The following is a 16,714-nucleotide window of genomic DNA, read 5'->3' on the forward strand; positions in this document are numbered from 1 at the left end:
GCGCCAGGGCCTTGAGGAGTGATCCAATGATTCGCGCAAGCAAGAGCAAGTACAGCGCCGCGCAGAAGCGCAAAGCCGCTCATATCGAAGCCAGTTATGAAGCCAAGGGCTTACCTGAAGCCGAAGCCGAGGCCCGCGCCTGGGCCACTGTCAACAAACAGTCCGGCGGTGGTGAGCGTGCCGGCGGCTCCGGGCGCCACAAGCCGGAAAGCGCCAAGGCCAGCGATCGCCAGGCATCCGCGCGCCGCGCCGTCGCCACGCGCCAGGGCCATGCCCGCAACAGCGCCCCCTCGCTGGCCACCCAGAGCAAGGAGGCCCTGCTCAAGGAAGCCCGGGCCAGGAACATTCCCGGGCGCTCCACCATGCGTAAACAGGAGCTGATCGAGGCGCTGCGCAAAGCCGGTTGAAAACGACCTGCGCCCTGCCCCCCCAGCGCCTGCAACCCCCGCAGGCGCTGGCCCGGTTGTCTTGCTTTAACGCTGCTTCAAACGGTCGATAACCACCGCCAGCAGCAGGATCGAACCGCGAATCACGTACTGGTAAAACGTGTCGATGTTCTTCAGGTTCATGGCGTTCTCGATGATCGCCAGGATCAACACCCCGGCAATCACGTGGCGGATCATGCCGATCCCCCCGCTCAGGGACACCCCGCCCAGTACACAGGCCGAGATCACCGTCAGCTCGAACCCCTGGCCGATCATCGGCTGGCCCGAAGTCATGCGCGACGCCAGGATGACCCCAGCCAGGGCACCGATCAGGCCGTGCACGGCGAAGATGATGATCTTGGTGCGGTCGACGTTGACCCCGGCCAGCAACGCCGCTTCCTGATTGCCGCCGATAGCCATGGTGTTGCGCCCATAGGTGGTGTAGTTGAGCAGCCAACCGAAGAACAGGAAGCACACCAGGGTAATCAGGATTGGCACCGGCACCCCGAATAGTTGCCCGTTGCCAAATACGAAGAAGCTTTCCTGGGAGACCCCCACGGCCTTGCCGTCGGCAAAGATATAAGCCAGGCCCCGGACAATCTGCATGGTCGCCAAGGTGGTGATCAGGGCATTGACCCGCAGCTTGGCGATGACGATGCCGTTGATCAGCCCCACCACCAGGCCCATCAGCAGCGCCGCGCTGACGCCGAGAAACACGCTGTTGGTAGAGCGCATTACCACCGCCGCGACGACACCGGCGCAGGCGATGACCGAGCCGACCGAAAGGTCGAAGTGCCCCGACGCCAGGCAATAGAGCATGGTGCAGGCCGCGATCCCGGTGGTGGAAATCGCCAGCCCCAGGCCACGCATGTTCAAGGGCGAAAGAAAGTTGTCGATCAGCAAGGTACACAGGGCAAAGATCGCGATTGCCGCCAGCAGCATCACCCAGTCATCCAGGAAGCGGCGCAGGTCAGGGGCTTTGCGCGGTGCACTCAAGGTGGTGTTTTGCGTACTCATAGAGACCTCTCGGATGGGCCAGGGCCTTGGCTGCGCTGGCCTGGCAATGCCAGTTGCAACAGATTGGATTCATTGGCCCGGGCACGGGGCAATTCGCCGCGTACCGCGCCTTCGCAAAGCACCAGGATGCGGTCGGAAATGCCCATGACCTCCATCAGGTCGCTGGAGACCACTATCACCGCGATGCCACTGGCAGCCAGGTTGTGGATGATCTGGTAGATCTCGGCTTTGGCGCCGATATCGATGCCCCGGGTCGGTTCGTCCAGCAGCAGGACTTTCATCGGCATCGACAGCCAGCGGCCGAGAATGGCCTTCTGTTGATTGCCGCCGGACAGGTACATGATTTTTTGCCCGGGCGATGGGGTCTTTACCTTCAGCGCCTTGATCTGCCTGTCGGCATTGCTCCGCTCCCAGTCGCCGCGCAGCAGGCAGCCCAGGGTCGAGTGGGCGCCACGGGCGCTGATGTTGATATTTTCCGCGACGCTGGCCAGCGGCAGGATGCCCTCCTTCTTGCGGTCCTCGGGGCACAACAGCACCCCCGCCGCGATCGCATCCCGGGGCGAACGCAGGGTCAGGGGTCGCCCCGCCAGTTCCAGGCTGCCGGCACTCTTGCGCGCCAGGCCGCTGAGCAACCGCAGCAACTCGGTACGGCCAGCGCCCACCAACCCGAACAGGCCGAGGATCTCGCCCTCGCGCACGTCAAAACTCACCGGCTCACGCAAGCCCGGGCCGAGCAGACCCTCGACCTTGAGCGCCACCGCACCCGGCTCCCGCGGGCGGTAATCGTAAATATCCTGAATGTCCCGACCCACCATGCAGGTCACCAACTGGTCGTGGCTCAGCTCGCTCATCTGCTCGAACGTGCGCACATAACGCCCGTCCTTGAACACCGTCACTGCGTTGCAGATGCGGAACACTTCTTCCATGCGATGGGACACGTAGAGCACCACTTTGCCCTCGTCCCGCAGGCGCGCAATGATCGTCATCAGGCGCTCGATTTCCCGGGAAGACAGGCTGCTGGTGGGCTCGTCGAAGGCAATCACATGGGCGCCACGGGACAGCGCCTTGGCGATTTCAACCAATTGCCGCTGGCCCAGGGACAGCCGGCCGACCTTGTCCTGGGGGTCGATCTCATCGGCCAGGCCCTTGAGCAATGCCAGGGCTTTGCGCCGCAACTCGGCGCCTTTGACCAAGCCGAAACGCGACGGCAGATGACCGAGAAACAGGTTCTCGGCCACGGTCATTTCCGGCACCAGATGCAGCTCCTGGTGAATCACCGCGACCCCACTGGCAATGCTCTGCGCCGTGGACTTGAAACTCAGCACCTGCTCGCCGATCTGCAAGTGGCCGCTGCTCGGCGCGTAGGCCCCGCCAAGGATTTTCAGCAACGTCGACTTGCCCGCGCCGTTCTCCCCCATCAGGGCGTGAACCGTTCCCGGGTGCGCCACGAAGCTGATATCCGCCAGTGCCTGGACCCCGGGGAAACGCTTGCCGATGCCCGTGAAGCGAAGGCTGCCGCCCACGTTCACGGCCGCTGTAGTTGTTTGCGCCTGCATAGCCCCTCCTCGATCCGACGAGTGCGGCAACTGCCGCCCTCGCCTACCACCCGTTCAAGCGCCCCGGACCCGGGCCGCCAGCGACTCGCCCGGCGCTCAGTTCCACAGGCCGATCTTTTCCAGCTCCTGCTTGAAGTTGTCCCGGGTGATCAGGGTCACGTCGTCCATGGCGGTGTATTTGGGGGGTTCTTTGCCCGTGGTGATCCACTCGAACATCATGCTCGCGGTGTTGTAGCCCTCGATGTGCGGGCTGGGCAGCATCGAGCCGAAGAAGCCGCTGTTGGCCTTTTTCAGCTCGCCAATGGCGTCGGTGCCGTTAATGCCGATGCCGATCACGTTGGCGGCGGCAAAGCCGGCGCTTTCCGTGGCCCGCACGCCACCGAGCACGGTGTTGTCGTTCATGCCGCCGATGATCAGGTTCTTGGCCGCACCTGGCAGCTTGACCAGGGCCGAATTGGTGGCGTCCATACTGCCTGGTACGTCGAGGGTCTTGAGTGCCGAGAAGATGATGTGATCCTCTGGCAGGCCAGCGTCCTTCAGGGATTTGACCGAGCCGTCAGTGCGCTTCTTGCCGGTGTCCAGCTCGTTGAAGGTGTTAATCACCGCGTAGGTGTCTTTCCAGTCCCAGCCGCGCTTCTTGGCCTCGGCAGCCATGGCGTTGCCCTGTTTCTGCCCGACTTCGAAGGCCGCCATTCCCAGGTAGGGAACGTCCTCCATGAACTTGCCGTTGGCATCGACGAAGCGGTCGTCCACCGCCATGACCTTGAGGTCGTTGAGCTTGGCCTTGGCCATGATGGCCGGGCCCAGGGACACATCCGGCGGGCAGATGACGAAGCCCTTGGCGCCATTGGCCGCCAGGCTGTCGATGGCCGAAAGGGTTTTCTCGCCATCGGGCACGGCGATTTTGATCAGGGTAAAGCCCTTGTCCTTGGCGGCTTTTTCCGCGAAGGCCCATTCGGTCTGGAACCAGGGCTCTTCCGCCTGCTTGACCAGAAAGCCGATTTTTACCGCTTCGGCCGCCAGCAAGCTGCTGCTCAGGCTGACTGCGGTCACCGCCAGGGCGGCGCGACACAGGGAACGGAACCCACGACGACGATTCATAGCTCACTCCTTATTTTTATTGAAAGCCAACCGCCTCCAGGCACCACCTCCGATTGGGGGCGTTGCGCAGCCTGGCGGCGTATCTCGTTGCAGTCACAGCTTCAAGCGAATAGTCATATCATATGATCATTGCGCTTCAGGCGAAGTTCTCAGCCCGAAACACTCCACCGTCAGTCGTGGTAGAGCACTGATCGCCCACCATCGATGGTGATGCACGACGCATTAATGAACGGCGCTTCATCGCTGGCCAGGAATACCGCGGTCATTGCCACCTCGATTGGCTGGCCGATGCGTCGCGGCGGGTGCAGGTCCAAGGCCCGCTGGCGCTCGGCATGGGGATCGGCAAAACCGTTCCAGTAATCGACGTTCAGTTGGGTCTCGATGTAACCCGGGGCGATGGCGTTGACCCGGATGCCCTTGGGCGCGTATTCGATGCCCAAGGCCCGGGTCAGCCCCAGCAGGCCGTGCTTGGCCACCGGGTACGGGAAGCAGCCGGGAATGATGTGGGTGGAGTGGGTCGAGGCGATGTTGATGATGCTGCCGACGCCCTGCTCGATCATCTGCGGCAGCACCGCCTTGCAGCCGTACCAGGCGCCGTCCAGGTCGATGGCGAAGCAGCGCCGCCAGTCGTCCTCGGTCATCTGCAACGGGTCGCGGAACACATTGACCCCGGCGCAGTTGACCAGTACGTCGATCCGGCCATGCAGCTCGATGGCCTGCCGGGCCAGTGCATCGAGGTCCGCCTGCCGCGACACATCGGCGCGCAGGGCCTGGACATCAGCGCCCTGCTCCCGCCAATGAGCCGCCACGCCCTCGACCTTTTCCGCCTGGATATCGCTGATCACCAGTTTTGCCTGCTGTGCGGCGAAGCAGGCAACAATCGCCTCGCCGATTCCCTGGGCCGCGCCGGTCAGCAGCACCACCTTGTTTTTCAAGCGTTCGCCCCGAGGCGGTTCAGGCACCGGCGGCAAGGAAAGAGCATCAGCCATGAATCGGGACTCCTGTGGCAGGGCACGACGAACGCCGGGCATCCAGGGATGACCGGCCAGCATCGACAGGGGAAGGCATGCATCGCGCACCGGCAGGCGCCGGCCGGCCTTGATGGCCTGAAACATCGACTCCGCTAAGGAGTGCGTAGGACGATCTCTGCATCGCGTCACCGGTATTATTTTTTTAGTGTGAGTGCGTGGAGCTGTGGCCGACTATAAACCCGGCCCTTAAGAAATCTCAATATATAATTTTACATCCCATATATAGGGATTTAACCCGCGAAACGTGTGCATACCGTGCCCGCCACCGAGACCCGAACTGCCAGCACTGCACCGTCCAGCCCATGCGCCTGCGGGCTGGCGGCACTGGTGACGTACAGGGTCTGCAAGTCCTCCCCACCAAACACACAACTGGTGGGCCGACTGACCGGCAGCTCGATAACCTGATCCACCTCTCCATCCGGGGTCAGGCGCAGCAGGCAACTGCCATCCCAACGGGCGTTCCACAGGCAACCTTCGGCATCCAGTGCCGAGCCATCCGGCCCCCCACGGGGATGCTGCCCCAGCCAGGCTTGCGCCGGCCCGAGGCTGCCGTCAGCCGCGACGGCATGGCGATTGAGGGTGCCGTCCAGGCTGTCGGCAAAATGCAGGGTGGCGCTCTGATCACTCCAGATCAGGGTATTGGGAATCCCCAGCCCCTGGAGCAGCGGCGTCACCTGCGCACTGGCGTCGACCCGGAACAGGCCGCCGCTGCGCTGCACCACGGGCAGGTCCTCACCGTGGGGTCCGATGTTGTTCTGCATGGTGCCGAGCCAGAGTCGCCCCTGCTCATCGCAACGCGCTTCGTTGGCCCGGTTACCGGGATGCGGATCGGCGACGCACAACAATTGCAGCCGGGGCGCATCGGCCGGGGACTCCAGGTCGAGCCGATAGACCCCGCTGCTCAGGGTCACCAGGGCATCGCCACGCACCGTAGGAATGAAGGCGGACACGTGTTCCGGCAGGTGCCAGACCCGCAAGCCGCCTTCCTTGAAGCGCAGCGCCTGCTTTGCAGCAATGTCCACCCAGTACAGGGCCTGTTCGGCACCGTCCCAGAATGGTCCCTCGCCCAGCAGGGCCCGATGCGGGGTAACCGCCTTCCAGTCCATACAACCTCCCGCTCTTATGGTGGTCAGGTGATATCAGCGTCCGGCAGCGCTGGCGGCCTTGCCGGCCATCAGATCCGGGTAGTAGCGCTTGATCGCCAAGGCCGCGTTGTCGATCAGGGTCATGCAGGCCCACACGCTGCGCCCGGTATCCCGGGCGGCAATGGCGTGGGCCAGGTCCTTATGAATGGGCAAGGTGCGCCGCAGTTCGTCGGGGTCGGCGGCCGAGACTTCGAAGCACACCGCGAGCAGGGCCCCCAGGGCCGGCACCATTTGCTCGATGAACTGGTTATGGCTGGCGGCAAGAATGCACTCGTGGAAATACTGATCGGCGAGGTTGTAATCCAGGCCGCTGTCGACCGCGCGCTCAAGGGCGTTGTAGGCCAGCGTTATGGCCTCGATCTGCTCCACCGACGCCCGCTCGCAAGCCCAGCGCACGGCCATGGGTTCGATGGTGCGACGCAGATCCAGCAAGTCGTCGACAAAGTTTTCCGGCAAGCCGTTGCGTGACAGCCAGCCCACCACCTGCGGATCGAACAGGTTCCAGCGCCGCACCGGCAATACCCGGGTGCCGACCTTGGGCCCGACTTCCAGCAAGCCTTTGGCAACCAGGGTCTTGATCGCTTCGCGGATCACCGTGCGACTGACCCCGAGCTGCAGGCCCAGGTCCGCCTCGACCTTGATCGCCTGCCCGGGCTGAACATGCCCGGCGGCAATCCAGGAGCCCAGCCAATCGACCGTCGACGCGTGAAAACTGTTGGACATGGACACCCTCGTGATGAAGAAAAACGGAGCCGTGCAGCATCGGCTCACGCTATTGATCACATGATTGGCTGTCAAAGGTTTTTCGACGGGCAGGCGACAACCTCAAGCAGCGTGATGCCGAGGTATCAACTGAGGGTAGCGCCTGGAGTCAGGGCTCAAGGCCGATAGGAAAGAACACACCGCCGCTCCAGACCCCGAGCCAGCGCTGGCCGTCGATTTCACGGGGCACTGCCAGCTCCACCAACTGGTAGAAGACGTTGCGATGAATCAGGGCTTCGAGGTTGCTGCGGATATGGACGTACGGCGCCGGTTCCTGGGTCTGGGGGTCGATGACCACGCGCAACGGATGCTCGGTACCGGCTTCGGCCTGTTCCTCGACGTTGGTGGTAAAGCGCAGCAGCTGGTGCTCGCCTTGGCCCTGCACGTCCAGGGTTACCGCGACAAAGGGTGCGTCGTCGACCTTGATCCCGACCTTCTCCACCGGTGTGATCAGGAAATAATCGTCACCTTCGCGCAGCATGATGGTGGAGAACAGCTTGACCATCGGTTTGCGCCCGATTGGGGTACCCAGGTAGTACCAAGTGCCGTCGCGGGCGATCCGCATGTCGATATCGCCACAGAAATCGGGGTTCCACAGGTGGACCGGCGGCAAGCCTTTTTCAGACTTGGGAATTTGCGCCAACAGGTCGTTGGCTTTGCCTGGACCACTCATCGATGTACTCCTTGTGCGTTGCTCAGTCGCTCAACCCCAGCAAGCCACGGGCGTATTGCTGGAGCGGCGGACCGAGCAGGTCTTGCGGTTTGTTGTCGTGGAACGTCAGTAAACCGCCACGACTGCGAATCCGTGCAGTATCGATCAAATACTGGGTGCTGGTCTCGATCAGCATGATCTGGATGACGCCGGTGTCGACACCCAGGCGATCCACAGCTTCTTGATCGAACCACTCATCGGAGTTGCCGATACGGTCGTCGGCCTTGGCAAAGCGAGCATAGAGCAGGTAGTGCGCACCGACTTCCCGGGCTTCTGCCATGGCCTGGTTGAGGCCTTCGGGCGCTCGGGCGCGGCGCACCATCGGGAAGTATTCGATAAAGCCGTTAAAGGCTTCTTCCGCCACGACGTTAGGTCGCGGATAGGCGCTGCCAGGCGGCACAAACGCGCCCTGGGCGATAAATATGAACGAGTCCGGCTGAATGCGGAACGAGCTCGTGCGGCGCGTATCGCTGTGATCGAGCATGCCCGAGTCGCTCAAGTGATAACGCACGCCCTCGCCCATATCGCTGACATTCATGCAGCCGCCAAGCGCCAAAAAGGCCAGCAGCAAAACCAGGCTACGCATCCTACCCTCCAGAAGCCGGTGACGGAAAACCGGCGAATGGGCACGAGATGCAGCTTCCGCGCCAGCTTGCCCGACGGCCAGCAATGACCACGGCCAGCGATCAGCCACCGATGATTTTCATCACCGTTGCGCCACCGGAGAATGCAACCTCCTGCTTATCGCCCAGGGCCTTCATCAACAGCCCCTGCAGCGCCGGCAATGCCTGGTGCCGAGGCTTGTCCAGCAAGTCACCGACGTAGTGCCGATTGCTCGACGACAGGCAGCCGTGCAGCCACCCCGTGGAGGACAACCGCAGGCGCGAGCAGGTCCGGCAAAACGGCACGCTTTCGTTGGCGATCACGCCAAAGTGCCCCCTTCCCGGAATCGCATAGCGCACCGCCGTCGCATCCACCGGCGCATCGGCCTGCTGATATTCATAACGCTCGCCGATCAGACTCAGCAGTTGCTGCAGGCTGACAAACTGTTGCAGGAAGGCATTCGAATCACTGGCCAGGTGGCCCATGCGCATCAATTCGATAAAACGCAGCTCGTAGCCCCGCTCCAGGCAGTAATCGAGCAGCGGCATGACCTGGTCCAGGTTCTGTCCGCGCAGCGGCACCATATTGACCTTGATCTTCAACCCCGCTGCGCTGGCTTGATCCATGCCGTCCAGCACGGTGGCCAGGTCACCACCACGGGCAATGCCACGGAAGGCCGCAGCGTCCAGAGTGTCCAGGGAAACGTTGATCCGACGGATACCGGCGTCTACCAGCAGCGGCAGTTTGCGCGCCAGCAACTGGCCATTGGTGGTCAGGCTGATATCGTCCAGGCCCATTTGTCCGACGGCGCCCATGAAGGCTTCCAGCTTCGGACTGACCAGCGGTTCGCCGCCCGTAATGCGCAGGCGCTCGATGCCTGCGGATTCGATCAGGTAGGCCACGCCTCGCGCCATTGCCTCGGCCGACAGTTCATCCTGCGCAGCCACCAACCGCTTGCCATTGGGCACGCAGTAGGTACAGGCGTAGTTGCAGGCTGAGGTCAGGCTGATCCGCAGATTGCGAAAACGCCTGCCTTGACGATCAACGATCATGGGGTACTCCGGCGGAGGAAGTAGAGAACCGGCAAAACCTGACTTATAAATCAGGTTTTGGCAAGTCCCATGCCTGAGTATATTCCTGGGGCACTGCGCCATATAGGAGAATCACGGCGCAATCAGGCTGCTGAATGAATCAGCTGCTCGGGGTGTCGGTGTCGCGCTTGCGCTTGTTGCCCATGCGCACGCCGATATCCATCAGAAACTGGAAGAAGCCTTCCTGATCTTCCAGCACATTGCTCCAGAACGGCGAGTGATACAGCGCGACCGCGCCGTGCACCAGCGCCCAGGCCGCGCAGTAATGGAAGTAAGGCGGCACGTCTTCAAGCTTGCCTTCGCTGATGCGCCCCTTGATCAACAAGGTCAGGCGTTCGAAGTTGGAGGCACGGATCTTGTGCAACTCCTCGACCATCTCCGGCACCTGGTTGCCCTTGACCACTTTCTCTTCCAGGCGATCGAACAGCCGATAACGCTGCGGATCGCGCATGCGGAATTCAAAGTAGGCGCGGGACAGGGCTTCCTTGTCTTTGTCGACATCGGCCGAGTGCAGCAACTCGTTCAAATCGCGCTCGTAGTCGAGCATCAGGCGCAGATAAATCTCGGCCTTGGATTTGAAGTGTTTGTAGATGGTGCCTTTGCCGATACCCACGGCATCAGCAATCATCTCGACGGTGACGCTGTCTTCACCTTGGTCGAGGAACAGCTTGAGCGCGGTATCGAGAATTTCTTGCTCACGGCGACGAAACTCACGGACCTTACGAGGTTCTTTCTGCATAAGAAAAGGTCTGTCGGGGTCAAAATCGAAGCCGCGTATTATGCCTAACTTGCGCAAAAATGCACGGATCATCCGAAGATGACGATGTATCTGGATGATTTTGCATCGACTGCGGGTGCCAGCCATTTGCCCCGGGGGCTCCGGCCCTGCTCCTGCTTATCCAGCCGATGCGGCCTTGGCGCAGCGGAAAAAACACAGAACTCTAAAGCCACTCCGCGGCGCCATCGAGACTCTACAGTACTTGCGCAGCAATTGTATGAACGCTTATCCGACCCACCACATCCAATATCGACGCCTGATGCGTAACGGGTCAGAAACACAGCGTAGGCCAGCCCTGCGTCATCTTGATAGTGTTTTCACGAACGGTCACGTATCAGCCAGGGAGGGCTTCCAGGCACCTGAACTGCAACAGGGTGTGTGCTGGAAGCGCCTTGAGAAACCCGGGCGTTGGCCGCTGATGACGACAGATAGGTGCTGATCCGCCAAAGCGTCCGATGGTGCCGGGCCGTCCGGGACAATGAGAACCCAACCGAAGCGGGCGTATTCCAAAATTGTTTAAAAAACGAGCAGCCCTAACTGGACTGAACGCGATAGTGATCAATACTTGAACTGTCGGCGTGACATCTCCCCCAAGTGAAGCGCCGATGAAGGTACCGAAGGACCGCGTGCCTTTGTTTTACTCCTAATGGTCTTAACCCGGATTCACCCCCCAGAACCCGGGTTTTTTTTGCCCGGGATTCAGCCAGGCCCCTCCCCTTGGACCCACCCCGCGCCGTTACAGCGGCGTTCTCAGTCAGCTCGCCCGACATGGGCCAACGGAAACAGGCGCTGGAAATTCTCGGTGGTCTGTGCGGCAAAGGCGTCGTAGGACTCACCGCGCAGCATCGCCAGGAACTCCGCAACTTCGCGTACGTACTGCGGCAGATTGGGCTTGCCGCGATAAGGGATAGGCGCCAGGTACGGCGAGTCGGTTTCCACCAGCAGGCGATCGGCCGGCACCTGGCGCGCAACATCACGCAGCGCGTCGGCATTGCGGAAGGTGACGATGCCAGAAAGAGAAATATAGAAACCCAGGTCCAGGGCCGCCTTGGCCATGTCCCAGTCTTCAGTGAAGCAATGCAGCACGCCGGCCTGGGGCAGGGCCGCCTCGCGCAACAGTGCCAGGGTGTCGGCCCGCGCCCCACGGGTGTGCACGATCACCGGCTTGCCGGTCTGCTGGGCCGCTTGCAGATGCAGACGAAAGGACGCCTGCTGCAACTCGGCGGCTTCCGGCTCGTAGTGGTAATCCAGCCCTGTTTCGCCAATGGCCACCACCCGCGGATGATCCAGCTCGCGCAGCAGCCAGTCGAGCGCCGGAGCGGCCCCCGGTTGCACGTCCAGCGGGTGCACGCCGACCGAGCAATCGACATCGGCGTAGCGCTCGGCCAGGGCCTTGACGTCGGCAGCGTTCTCGACGCTGACCCCGATACACAGGAAGTGCCCGACGCCGCGCTGGCGCGCCGCGTCCAGCGCAGCATCCAGGGAGCCGTCATGGGCGGCAAGGTCAAGGCGATCGAGGTGGCAATGGGAATCTACGAGCATAAGAGGCCGCAACTACATCCAGTCAATGAAAGGGCCGCAGCCGGGGCGGCGGCCAATGGTTCGGTGTGCTTGAGGACGGGGCTTAGCGCTGGCCGGGCAAGGCCGCCCACTGCACCAGCAGGGCTTCGAGCAGCAGCACACGGTTGAGGTTAGCCTTGCTCAGCACTTTCTGGCGGTGAGCGAGGATCCAGTCCTGAATATCCAGGACCTTGCCCTGAGTCGACTTCTGCGCCAGGTACTGCACCACTTTGCGCATATCGGCCAAGCCCAGGCCCTGCTCATCTTCGGTCAATTGATAACGCAGGATCAGGCTCGACCAGTCGCAGAACCAATCGAACAGCAACAGCAGCGGAATCGCGTTCCAGCTTTCAGCCAGTTGGGTCGGCGATTGCTGCTGCTTGAGCAGCTTCTTGACCCCGTCCACCACCTGCGCCCGCTGCTCGCGAGCGCCCTGGGTGTGCAAGCTCACCGCCGCCAGCGGCGAACCGGCAGCCAGGGTCAGCAGCTCCACCCGCTCCCCTTCGCCGCAATCCGGCAGCGCCCGGGCCAGCCATTGCAGACTCAAGGCCTCGCTGGGCAACGGGCAGGCCTGCTGCACACAGCGACTCTTGATGGTCGGCAACAAGCGGCTCGGCTGGTGGCTGACCAACAGCAACACCGTCTCTCCGGAAGGTTCTTCGAGGCTTTTCAGCAGGGCGTTGGCCGCGTTGATGTTCATCGACTCCACCGGCTCGATCAGCACCACCTTGCGCCCGCCCAGCTGCGCGGTCTGCACCACGAAACTGACCAGATCACGCACCTGGTCGACCTTGATCGCCTTATCGGCCTCTTCCGGCTCCAGCACGTAGTTATCCGGGTGGCTGCCAGCGTGCAGCAACATGCATGACTTGCAGGTCCCGCACGCATCCAGCCCATCCGGACGCTGGCACAGCAAGCGCGCCATCAGGCGCTCGGCCAGGGCCCGCTTGCCGATACCGACAGGGCCATGCAGCAGATAGGCATGGGCATGCTGGGTACGGCCCGCCAGCTGCTGCCAGAGGGCGTCCTGCCAGGGATAGGCCTCAGCCACGGTAAAGCTCCAGTAATTGCGGCAGCAATGCATCCAGCGCCTGCTGGACCTGCGTCAGCGGCTGCGCCGCGTCAACCAGGCGATAACGCACAGGGTCCACTTCGGCACGGGCCAGGTAAGCGCTGCGTACCGCATCGAAAAATGCCCGGCCTTCCTGCTCGAAGCGGTCCAGCCGACCACGGGCGCTGGCGCGCGCCAGGCCGACTTCTACCGGCAGATCAAACACCAGGGTCAGGTCGGGACGCAGGTCGCCCTGGACGAAACGCTCCAGAGTGGCAATACGCTCCACCGAAAGGCCACGGCCGCCGCCCTGATAGGCGTAGGTCGAATCGGTAAAACGATCACAGAGCACCACGGCGCCACGGGCCAACGCCGGGCGAATCACCCCGGCCAGGTGCTGGGCGCGGGCGGCGAACACCAGCAGCAGCTCGGTGTCTGCATTCATGACTTCGTCACCAGGGGTCAGCAGCACTTCGCGGATGCGCTCGGCCAATGGTGTGCCGCCGGGTTCGCGGGTCAGCAGCACTTCGATACCCGCGGCGCGTAAACGCTCGGCGAGGTATTCGCGATTGGTGCTCTTGCCGGCGCCTTCCGGGCCTTCCAGGGTAATAAACAAGCCAGTCACGGGCGGTCCTTAATCAAAGTCATTGCGGGCTTTTCGGCTCAGGCTCGACGGGAGCCTCGGCCGGCGCTTGCTGCGGTACAGGCGCGGACGGCGCGGCATCCGGTTCGGCTGCCGGTGCCGGGCTCGGTGCCTCCTGAACCGCTGGGGCAGGCGCTGGCGTCGGTGCCGGGCTGGAGCGGTAGTCGGCGCGGCGTTTTAGCTGGAACTCGCGAACCGCGCTGTTGTGCGCGTCCAGGTCATCGGAAAACACATGACTGCCATCGCCACGGGCAACAAAGTACAAGCTTTTGCCCGGCACCGGGTTGAGCGCGGCATGAATCGCCTCGCGACCGACCATGGCAATCGGCGTCGGCGGCAAGCCGGCATTCACATAGGTGTTGTACGGGGTCGGCTCCTTGAGGTGAGCCCGGGTCAGCTTGCCGGTGTAGCGCTCACCCAGGCCGTAGATCACGGTGGGGTCGGTCTGCAGCAGCATGCCGATCTGCATGCGCCGCACGAACACCCCGGCAATCTGCCCGCGTTCCTGAGGCACGCCGGTTTCCTTCTCCACCAGCGAGGCCATGATCAGCGCCTGATAGGGGTCGGTATAGGGCACATCGGCGGCGCGCTTGCTCCACTCCTTGGCCAGCACGTCATCGAGCCGGTCGTAGGCTTTTTCCAGCAGTTCGGCGTCGCTCATGCCACGCACAAAGCGGTAGGTATCGGGGAAGAACCGGCCTTCGGGAAAGACCCCGGGGTGGCCGAGTTTTTCCATGACCTGGGTGTCGCTGAGGCCGGTCAGGGTCTGTTCGAGTTTTTCATGCTTGGCCAGGGCGGCGCGTACCTGGCGGAAGTTCCAGCCCTCCACCAGGGTCAGGCTGTATTGCACCACTTCGCCACGCTGCCAGACACCGATCAGGCTTTGTGCAGTCATGCCGGGGCTCATGCGGTATTCGCCACTGTGCAGTGGCTGGCCATTGAGGTTGAAGCGCCAGTACAGGCGCAACCAGAACGCGTCCTGCAGCACGCCGTCGGCCTCCAGGCGATTGAAGGTCCCGGTCGGTGTCGAACCTGCGGGCACATCGAGCAACTGCTCCTGTGGCAGGTTGAGCGGTTGCTCCAGGGCCGAGTGCAGTTTCCAGGCGCAAGCGCCCGCCAGCAGCCCTGCCAGAACCAGTCCGGTTTCCAGCAGAAGCAGTAATTTACGTCTCACGAATCAAACATCCAGTAGCGCGCGGGAAATGCCCTGCAGTTTACGGGTGAGCGGCCCAACCGACCAGCTCAGGTCAGCACAGGCCCGTACCGGCCAGATGCCATAAACGCTATTGCAGACAAAGACTTCGTCGGCCTGTCGCAACTGATCGAGGCTGATATCGGCGATTTCCACGGGAATGCCCAAGGACTCGGCTTGAAACACTATTTCAGCGCGCATCACCCCGGCCACGCCGCAGCGGCTCAAATCCGGGGTCAGCAAGCGCCCTTCAGCCACCAGGAACAGGTTGCTGAACACGCCTTCGATCAGGCGGCCGCCTGTGTCGCACATCAGCCCTTCGGCATGCTCGGCATCGCGCCACTCGGAGCGAGCCAGGACCTGCTCAAGACGATTGAGATGCTTGAGGCCGGCCAGCAAGGGCTGCTCGGACAGACGGGTGGCACAGGGGAACAGGCGAATACCCTGTTCGGCATGGGCGGCTGGATAAGTGGCGGGCGGGCTGCCCTGGAGAATCCGACGCGCCTGGGCGGCAGGGTCGGCGGCATAACCGCGCAAGCTGTCGCCACGGGTGAGGATCAGCTTGAGCACACCCTCCCCCAACGCTGCCGCATAGGCCAGCAGCTCACTGCGGATCAGCGAGTGGTCCGCAGTGATCGCCAGCCGCAGACAGCCCTCGGCCAGACGGGCAAGGTGCCGCTCCAGCAACAGCGGCTGCCCGGCCTTGACCGCAATGGTCTCGAACAGGCCGTCGCCATACGCCAGGCCCCGGTCTTTTAGCGACAACGTGTCCGCAGACTGACCGTCGACCCAGCTCTGCATCACTCGGCGAACCGGCGGAACACCAGGGAGCCGTTGGTCCCGCCAAACCCGAAGGAGTTCGACAGCACTACGTCTATGTCCATGCTGCGCGCGGTGTGCGGCACGAAATCGAGATCGCAGCCTTCATCGGGCTCATCCAGGTTGATGGTCGGCGGCGCCACCTGGCTGTTGATCGCCAGCACGCTGAAGATCGCCTCGATCGCGCCCGCAGCACCCAACAGGTGACCGGTCATCGACTTGGTCGAGCTCACGGCCAGCTTGTAGGCGTGATCGCCGAACACCGTCTTGATCGCCTCGGCTTCCGCCAGGTCGCCGGCCGACGTCGAGGTGCCGTGGGCGTTGACGTACTGCACCTGCTCGACGTTCAGCTTGGCATCCCGCAGGGCGTTGGCGATGCAACGCGCAGCACCGGCGCCATCGGCGGGTGGCGAGGTCATGTGATACGCATCACCGCTCATGCCGAAACCTATCAGCTCGGCGTAGATGGTGGCGCCACGCGCCTTGGCGTGCTCCAACTCTTCAAGCACCAGGGCCCCAGCACCGTCGGACAGGACGAAACCGTCGCGGCCCTTGTCCCACGGACGGCTGGCACGGGTCGGCTCGTCATTGCGGGTCGACAGCGCACGGGATGCGCCAAAGCCACCCATGCCCAGGCCACAGGCAGCCATTTCGGCGCCGCCGGCGATCATCACGTCAGCCTCGCCGTAGGCGATATTGCGCGCAGCCATGCCGATGCAATGGGTGCCGGTGGTGCACGCCGTGGAAATGGCGTAGTTAGGTCCCTGGGCACCCAGATGGATGGACAGGAAACCGGAAATCATATTGATGATCGAGCCTGGCACAAAGAACGGAGAAATCCGTCGTGGGCCGGAATCATGAAGTGTGCGGCTGGTTTCTTCGATATTGGTCAAACCGCCAATACCCGAGCCCATGGCTACACCGATGCGCTCGCGGTTGGCGTCAGTGACTTCCAGACCGGAGTTGCGCACCGCCTGAAACCCTGCGGCCAGACCGTATTGAATGAACAGGTCGAGCTTGCGCGCTTCCTTGACCGACAGGTATTCCTCGACATTGAAGCCCTTTACCGAGCCGCCAAAACGGGTGGAATAGGCAGAAAGGTCGGTGTGTTCGATCAGACCAATGCCACTGCGGCCAGCCAGAATGCCCTGCCAGCTGCTCGGCACATCTGTACCCAGTGGCGACAACATACCCATACCGGTGACTACGACGCGTCTACGCGACACAG

The 16,714-nt window shown here is 62.7% G+C and carries 17 protein-coding genes; 1 reads left to right on the forward strand and 16 read right to left on the reverse strand.

Features of this window, described 5'->3' with window-relative positions; all coding sequences use genetic code 11:
* Positions 1-26 precede the first annotated feature (26 nt).
* Positions 27-407, forward strand: a complete 381-nt coding sequence (locus AC19YX_RS07775) for a Rho termination factor N-terminal domain-containing protein (protein WP_078471102.1) — start codon at positions 27-29, stop codon at positions 405-407.
* Positions 408-473: 66 nt separating this feature from the next.
* Here AC19YX_RS07775 and araH read toward each other — a convergent pair whose 3' ends face one another.
* The 16 genes from araH to fabF all read right to left on the reverse strand — a co-directional run bounded on the left by araH (position 474) and on the right by fabF (position 16,712).
* Positions 474-1,442 carry an L-arabinose ABC transporter permease AraH gene (gene araH / locus AC19YX_RS07780; RefSeq protein ID WP_078471101.1) on the reverse strand — a complete coding sequence of 323 codons (969 nt, stop codon included), beginning with the start codon at positions 1,440-1,442 and terminating at the stop codon, positions 474-476.
* A complete protein-coding gene (araG, locus tag AC19YX_RS07785; RefSeq protein WP_500606015.1) occupies positions 1,439-2,998 on the reverse strand; it encodes an L-arabinose ABC transporter ATP-binding protein AraG in 1,560 nt (519 codons plus the stop codon). The genes araH and araG overlap by 4 nt, the downstream gene beginning before the upstream one ends.
* 96 nt (positions 2,999-3,094) lie before the next feature.
* Positions 3,095-4,099, reverse strand: a complete 1,005-nt coding sequence (locus AC19YX_RS07790) for a substrate-binding domain-containing protein (RefSeq protein ID WP_078471099.1) — start codon at positions 4,097-4,099, stop codon at positions 3,095-3,097.
* A 170-nt stretch (positions 4,100-4,269) separates the two neighbouring features.
* Positions 4,270-5,088: an SDR family oxidoreductase gene (locus tag AC19YX_RS07795; protein WP_201130134.1), complete on the reverse strand. Its 819-nt coding sequence runs from the start codon at positions 5,086-5,088 to the stop codon at positions 4,270-4,272.
* 272 nt (positions 5,089-5,360) lie between these two features.
* Entirely contained in the window at positions 5,361-6,236 is an 876-nt protein-coding gene (locus AC19YX_RS07800; protein WP_500606016.1) for an SMP-30/gluconolactonase/LRE family protein, read from the reverse strand.
* A gap of 33 nt (positions 6,237-6,269) precedes the next feature.
* Positions 6,270-6,998 (reverse strand): FadR/GntR family transcriptional regulator, encoded by a 729-nt coding sequence (locus AC19YX_RS07805; protein ID WP_500606017.1) that lies wholly within the window; start codon positions 6,996-6,998, stop codon positions 6,270-6,272.
* Positions 6,999-7,146: 148 nt separating this feature from the next.
* Positions 7,147-7,710, reverse strand: a complete 564-nt coding sequence (locus AC19YX_RS07810) for a DUF1285 domain-containing protein (protein ID WP_078471096.1) — start codon at positions 7,708-7,710, stop codon at positions 7,147-7,149.
* Positions 7,711-7,732: 22 nt separating this feature from the next.
* On the reverse strand, positions 7,733-8,335 hold the full coding sequence (locus tag AC19YX_RS07815; protein ID WP_020300280.1) for a DUF4823 domain-containing protein: 603 nt from the start codon (positions 8,333-8,335) through the stop codon (positions 7,733-7,735).
* A 100-nt stretch (positions 8,336-8,435) separates the two neighbouring features.
* Positions 8,436-9,404 (reverse strand): GTP 3',8-cyclase MoaA, encoded by a 969-nt coding sequence (locus AC19YX_RS07820; RefSeq protein ID WP_500606018.1) that lies wholly within the window; start codon positions 9,402-9,404, stop codon positions 8,436-8,438.
* A gap of 139 nt (positions 9,405-9,543) precedes the next feature.
* A complete protein-coding gene (locus AC19YX_RS07825) occupies positions 9,544-10,182 on the reverse strand; it encodes a TetR/AcrR family transcriptional regulator (RefSeq protein WP_020300278.1) in 639 nt (212 codons plus the stop codon).
* 789 nt (positions 10,183-10,971) lie between these two features.
* Positions 10,972-11,763, reverse strand: coding sequence for a TatD family hydrolase (locus AC19YX_RS07830; protein ID WP_020300277.1), 792 nt, complete (start codon positions 11,761-11,763; stop codon positions 10,972-10,974).
* Positions 11,764-11,845: 82 nt separating this feature from the next.
* A complete protein-coding gene (locus AC19YX_RS07835) occupies positions 11,846-12,832 on the reverse strand; it encodes a DNA polymerase III subunit delta' (protein ID WP_500606019.1) in 987 nt (328 codons plus the stop codon).
* Positions 12,825-13,457, reverse strand: a complete 633-nt coding sequence (gene tmk, locus AC19YX_RS07840) for a dTMP kinase (protein ID WP_201130130.1) — start codon at positions 13,455-13,457, stop codon at positions 12,825-12,827. Before tmk ends, AC19YX_RS07835 begins: the two co-directional genes overlap by 8 nt.
* Before the next feature lie 19 nt (positions 13,458-13,476).
* A complete protein-coding gene (mltG, locus tag AC19YX_RS07845) occupies positions 13,477-14,649 on the reverse strand; it encodes an endolytic transglycosylase MltG (protein WP_500606020.1) in 1,173 nt (390 codons plus the stop codon).
* Positions 14,650-14,652: 3 nt separating this feature from the next.
* Positions 14,653-15,468 (reverse strand): aminodeoxychorismate lyase, encoded by an 816-nt coding sequence (pabC, locus tag AC19YX_RS07850; RefSeq protein ID WP_500606021.1) that lies wholly within the window; start codon positions 15,466-15,468, stop codon positions 14,653-14,655.
* Positions 15,468-16,712 (reverse strand): beta-ketoacyl-ACP synthase II, encoded by a 1,245-nt coding sequence (gene fabF / locus AC19YX_RS07855; protein WP_201130127.1) that lies wholly within the window; start codon positions 16,710-16,712, stop codon positions 15,468-15,470. The genes pabC and fabF overlap by 1 nt, the downstream gene beginning before the upstream one ends.
* Between the last annotated feature and the right edge of the window lie 2 nt (positions 16,713-16,714).

It is taken from the genome of Pseudomonas sp. MF09150 (genome assembly GCF_059862355.1).

What these genes read in the sequence shown, in the direction of transcription:
- AC19YX_RS07775 (WP_078471102.1), top strand. Translation starts at nt 27, where the DNA reads ATGATTCGCGCAAGCAAGAGCAAGTACAGCGCCGCGCAGAAGCGCAAA.
- AC19YX_RS07825 (WP_020300278.1), bottom strand. Translation starts at nt 10,182, where the DNA reads ATGCAGAAAGAACCTCGTAAGGTCCGTGAGTTTCGTCGCCGTGAGCAA.
- AC19YX_RS07830 (WP_020300277.1), bottom strand. Translation starts at nt 11,763, where the DNA reads ATGCTCGTAGATTCCCATTGCCACCTCGATCGCCTTGACCTTGCCGCC.
- AC19YX_RS07800 (WP_500606016.1), bottom strand. Translation starts at nt 6,236, where the DNA reads ATGGACTGGAAGGCGGTTACCCCGCATCGGGCCCTGCTGGGCGAGGGA.
- AC19YX_RS07795 (WP_201130134.1), bottom strand. Translation starts at nt 5,088, where the DNA reads ATGGCTGATGCTCTTTCCTTGCCGCCGGTGCCTGAACCGCCTCGGGGC.
- AC19YX_RS07790 (WP_078471099.1), bottom strand. Translation starts at nt 4,099, where the DNA reads ATGAATCGTCGTCGTGGGTTCCGTTCCCTGTGTCGCGCCGCCCTGGCG.
- araH (WP_078471101.1), bottom strand. Translation starts at nt 1,442, where the DNA reads ATGAGTACGCAAAACACCACCTTGAGTGCACCGCGCAAAGCCCCTGAC.
- AC19YX_RS07820 (WP_500606018.1), bottom strand. Translation starts at nt 9,404, where the DNA reads ATGATCGTTGATCGTCAAGGCAGGCGTTTTCGCAATCTGCGGATCAGC.
- AC19YX_RS07810 (WP_078471096.1), bottom strand. Translation starts at nt 7,710, where the DNA reads ATGAGTGGTCCAGGCAAAGCCAACGACCTGTTGGCGCAAATTCCCAAG.
- AC19YX_RS07815 (WP_020300280.1), bottom strand. Translation starts at nt 8,335, where the DNA reads ATGCGTAGCCTGGTTTTGCTGCTGGCCTTTTTGGCGCTTGGCGGCTGC.
- pabC (WP_500606021.1), bottom strand. Translation starts at nt 15,468, where the DNA reads ATGCAGAGCTGGGTCGACGGTCAGTCTGCGGACACGTTGTCGCTAAAA.
- araG (WP_500606015.1), bottom strand. Translation starts at nt 2,998, where the DNA reads ATGCAGGCGCAAACAACTACAGCGGCCGTGAACGTGGGCGGCAGCCTT.
- AC19YX_RS07805 (WP_500606017.1), bottom strand. Translation starts at nt 6,998, where the DNA reads ATGTCCAACAGTTTTCACGCGTCGACGGTCGATTGGCTGGGCTCCTGG.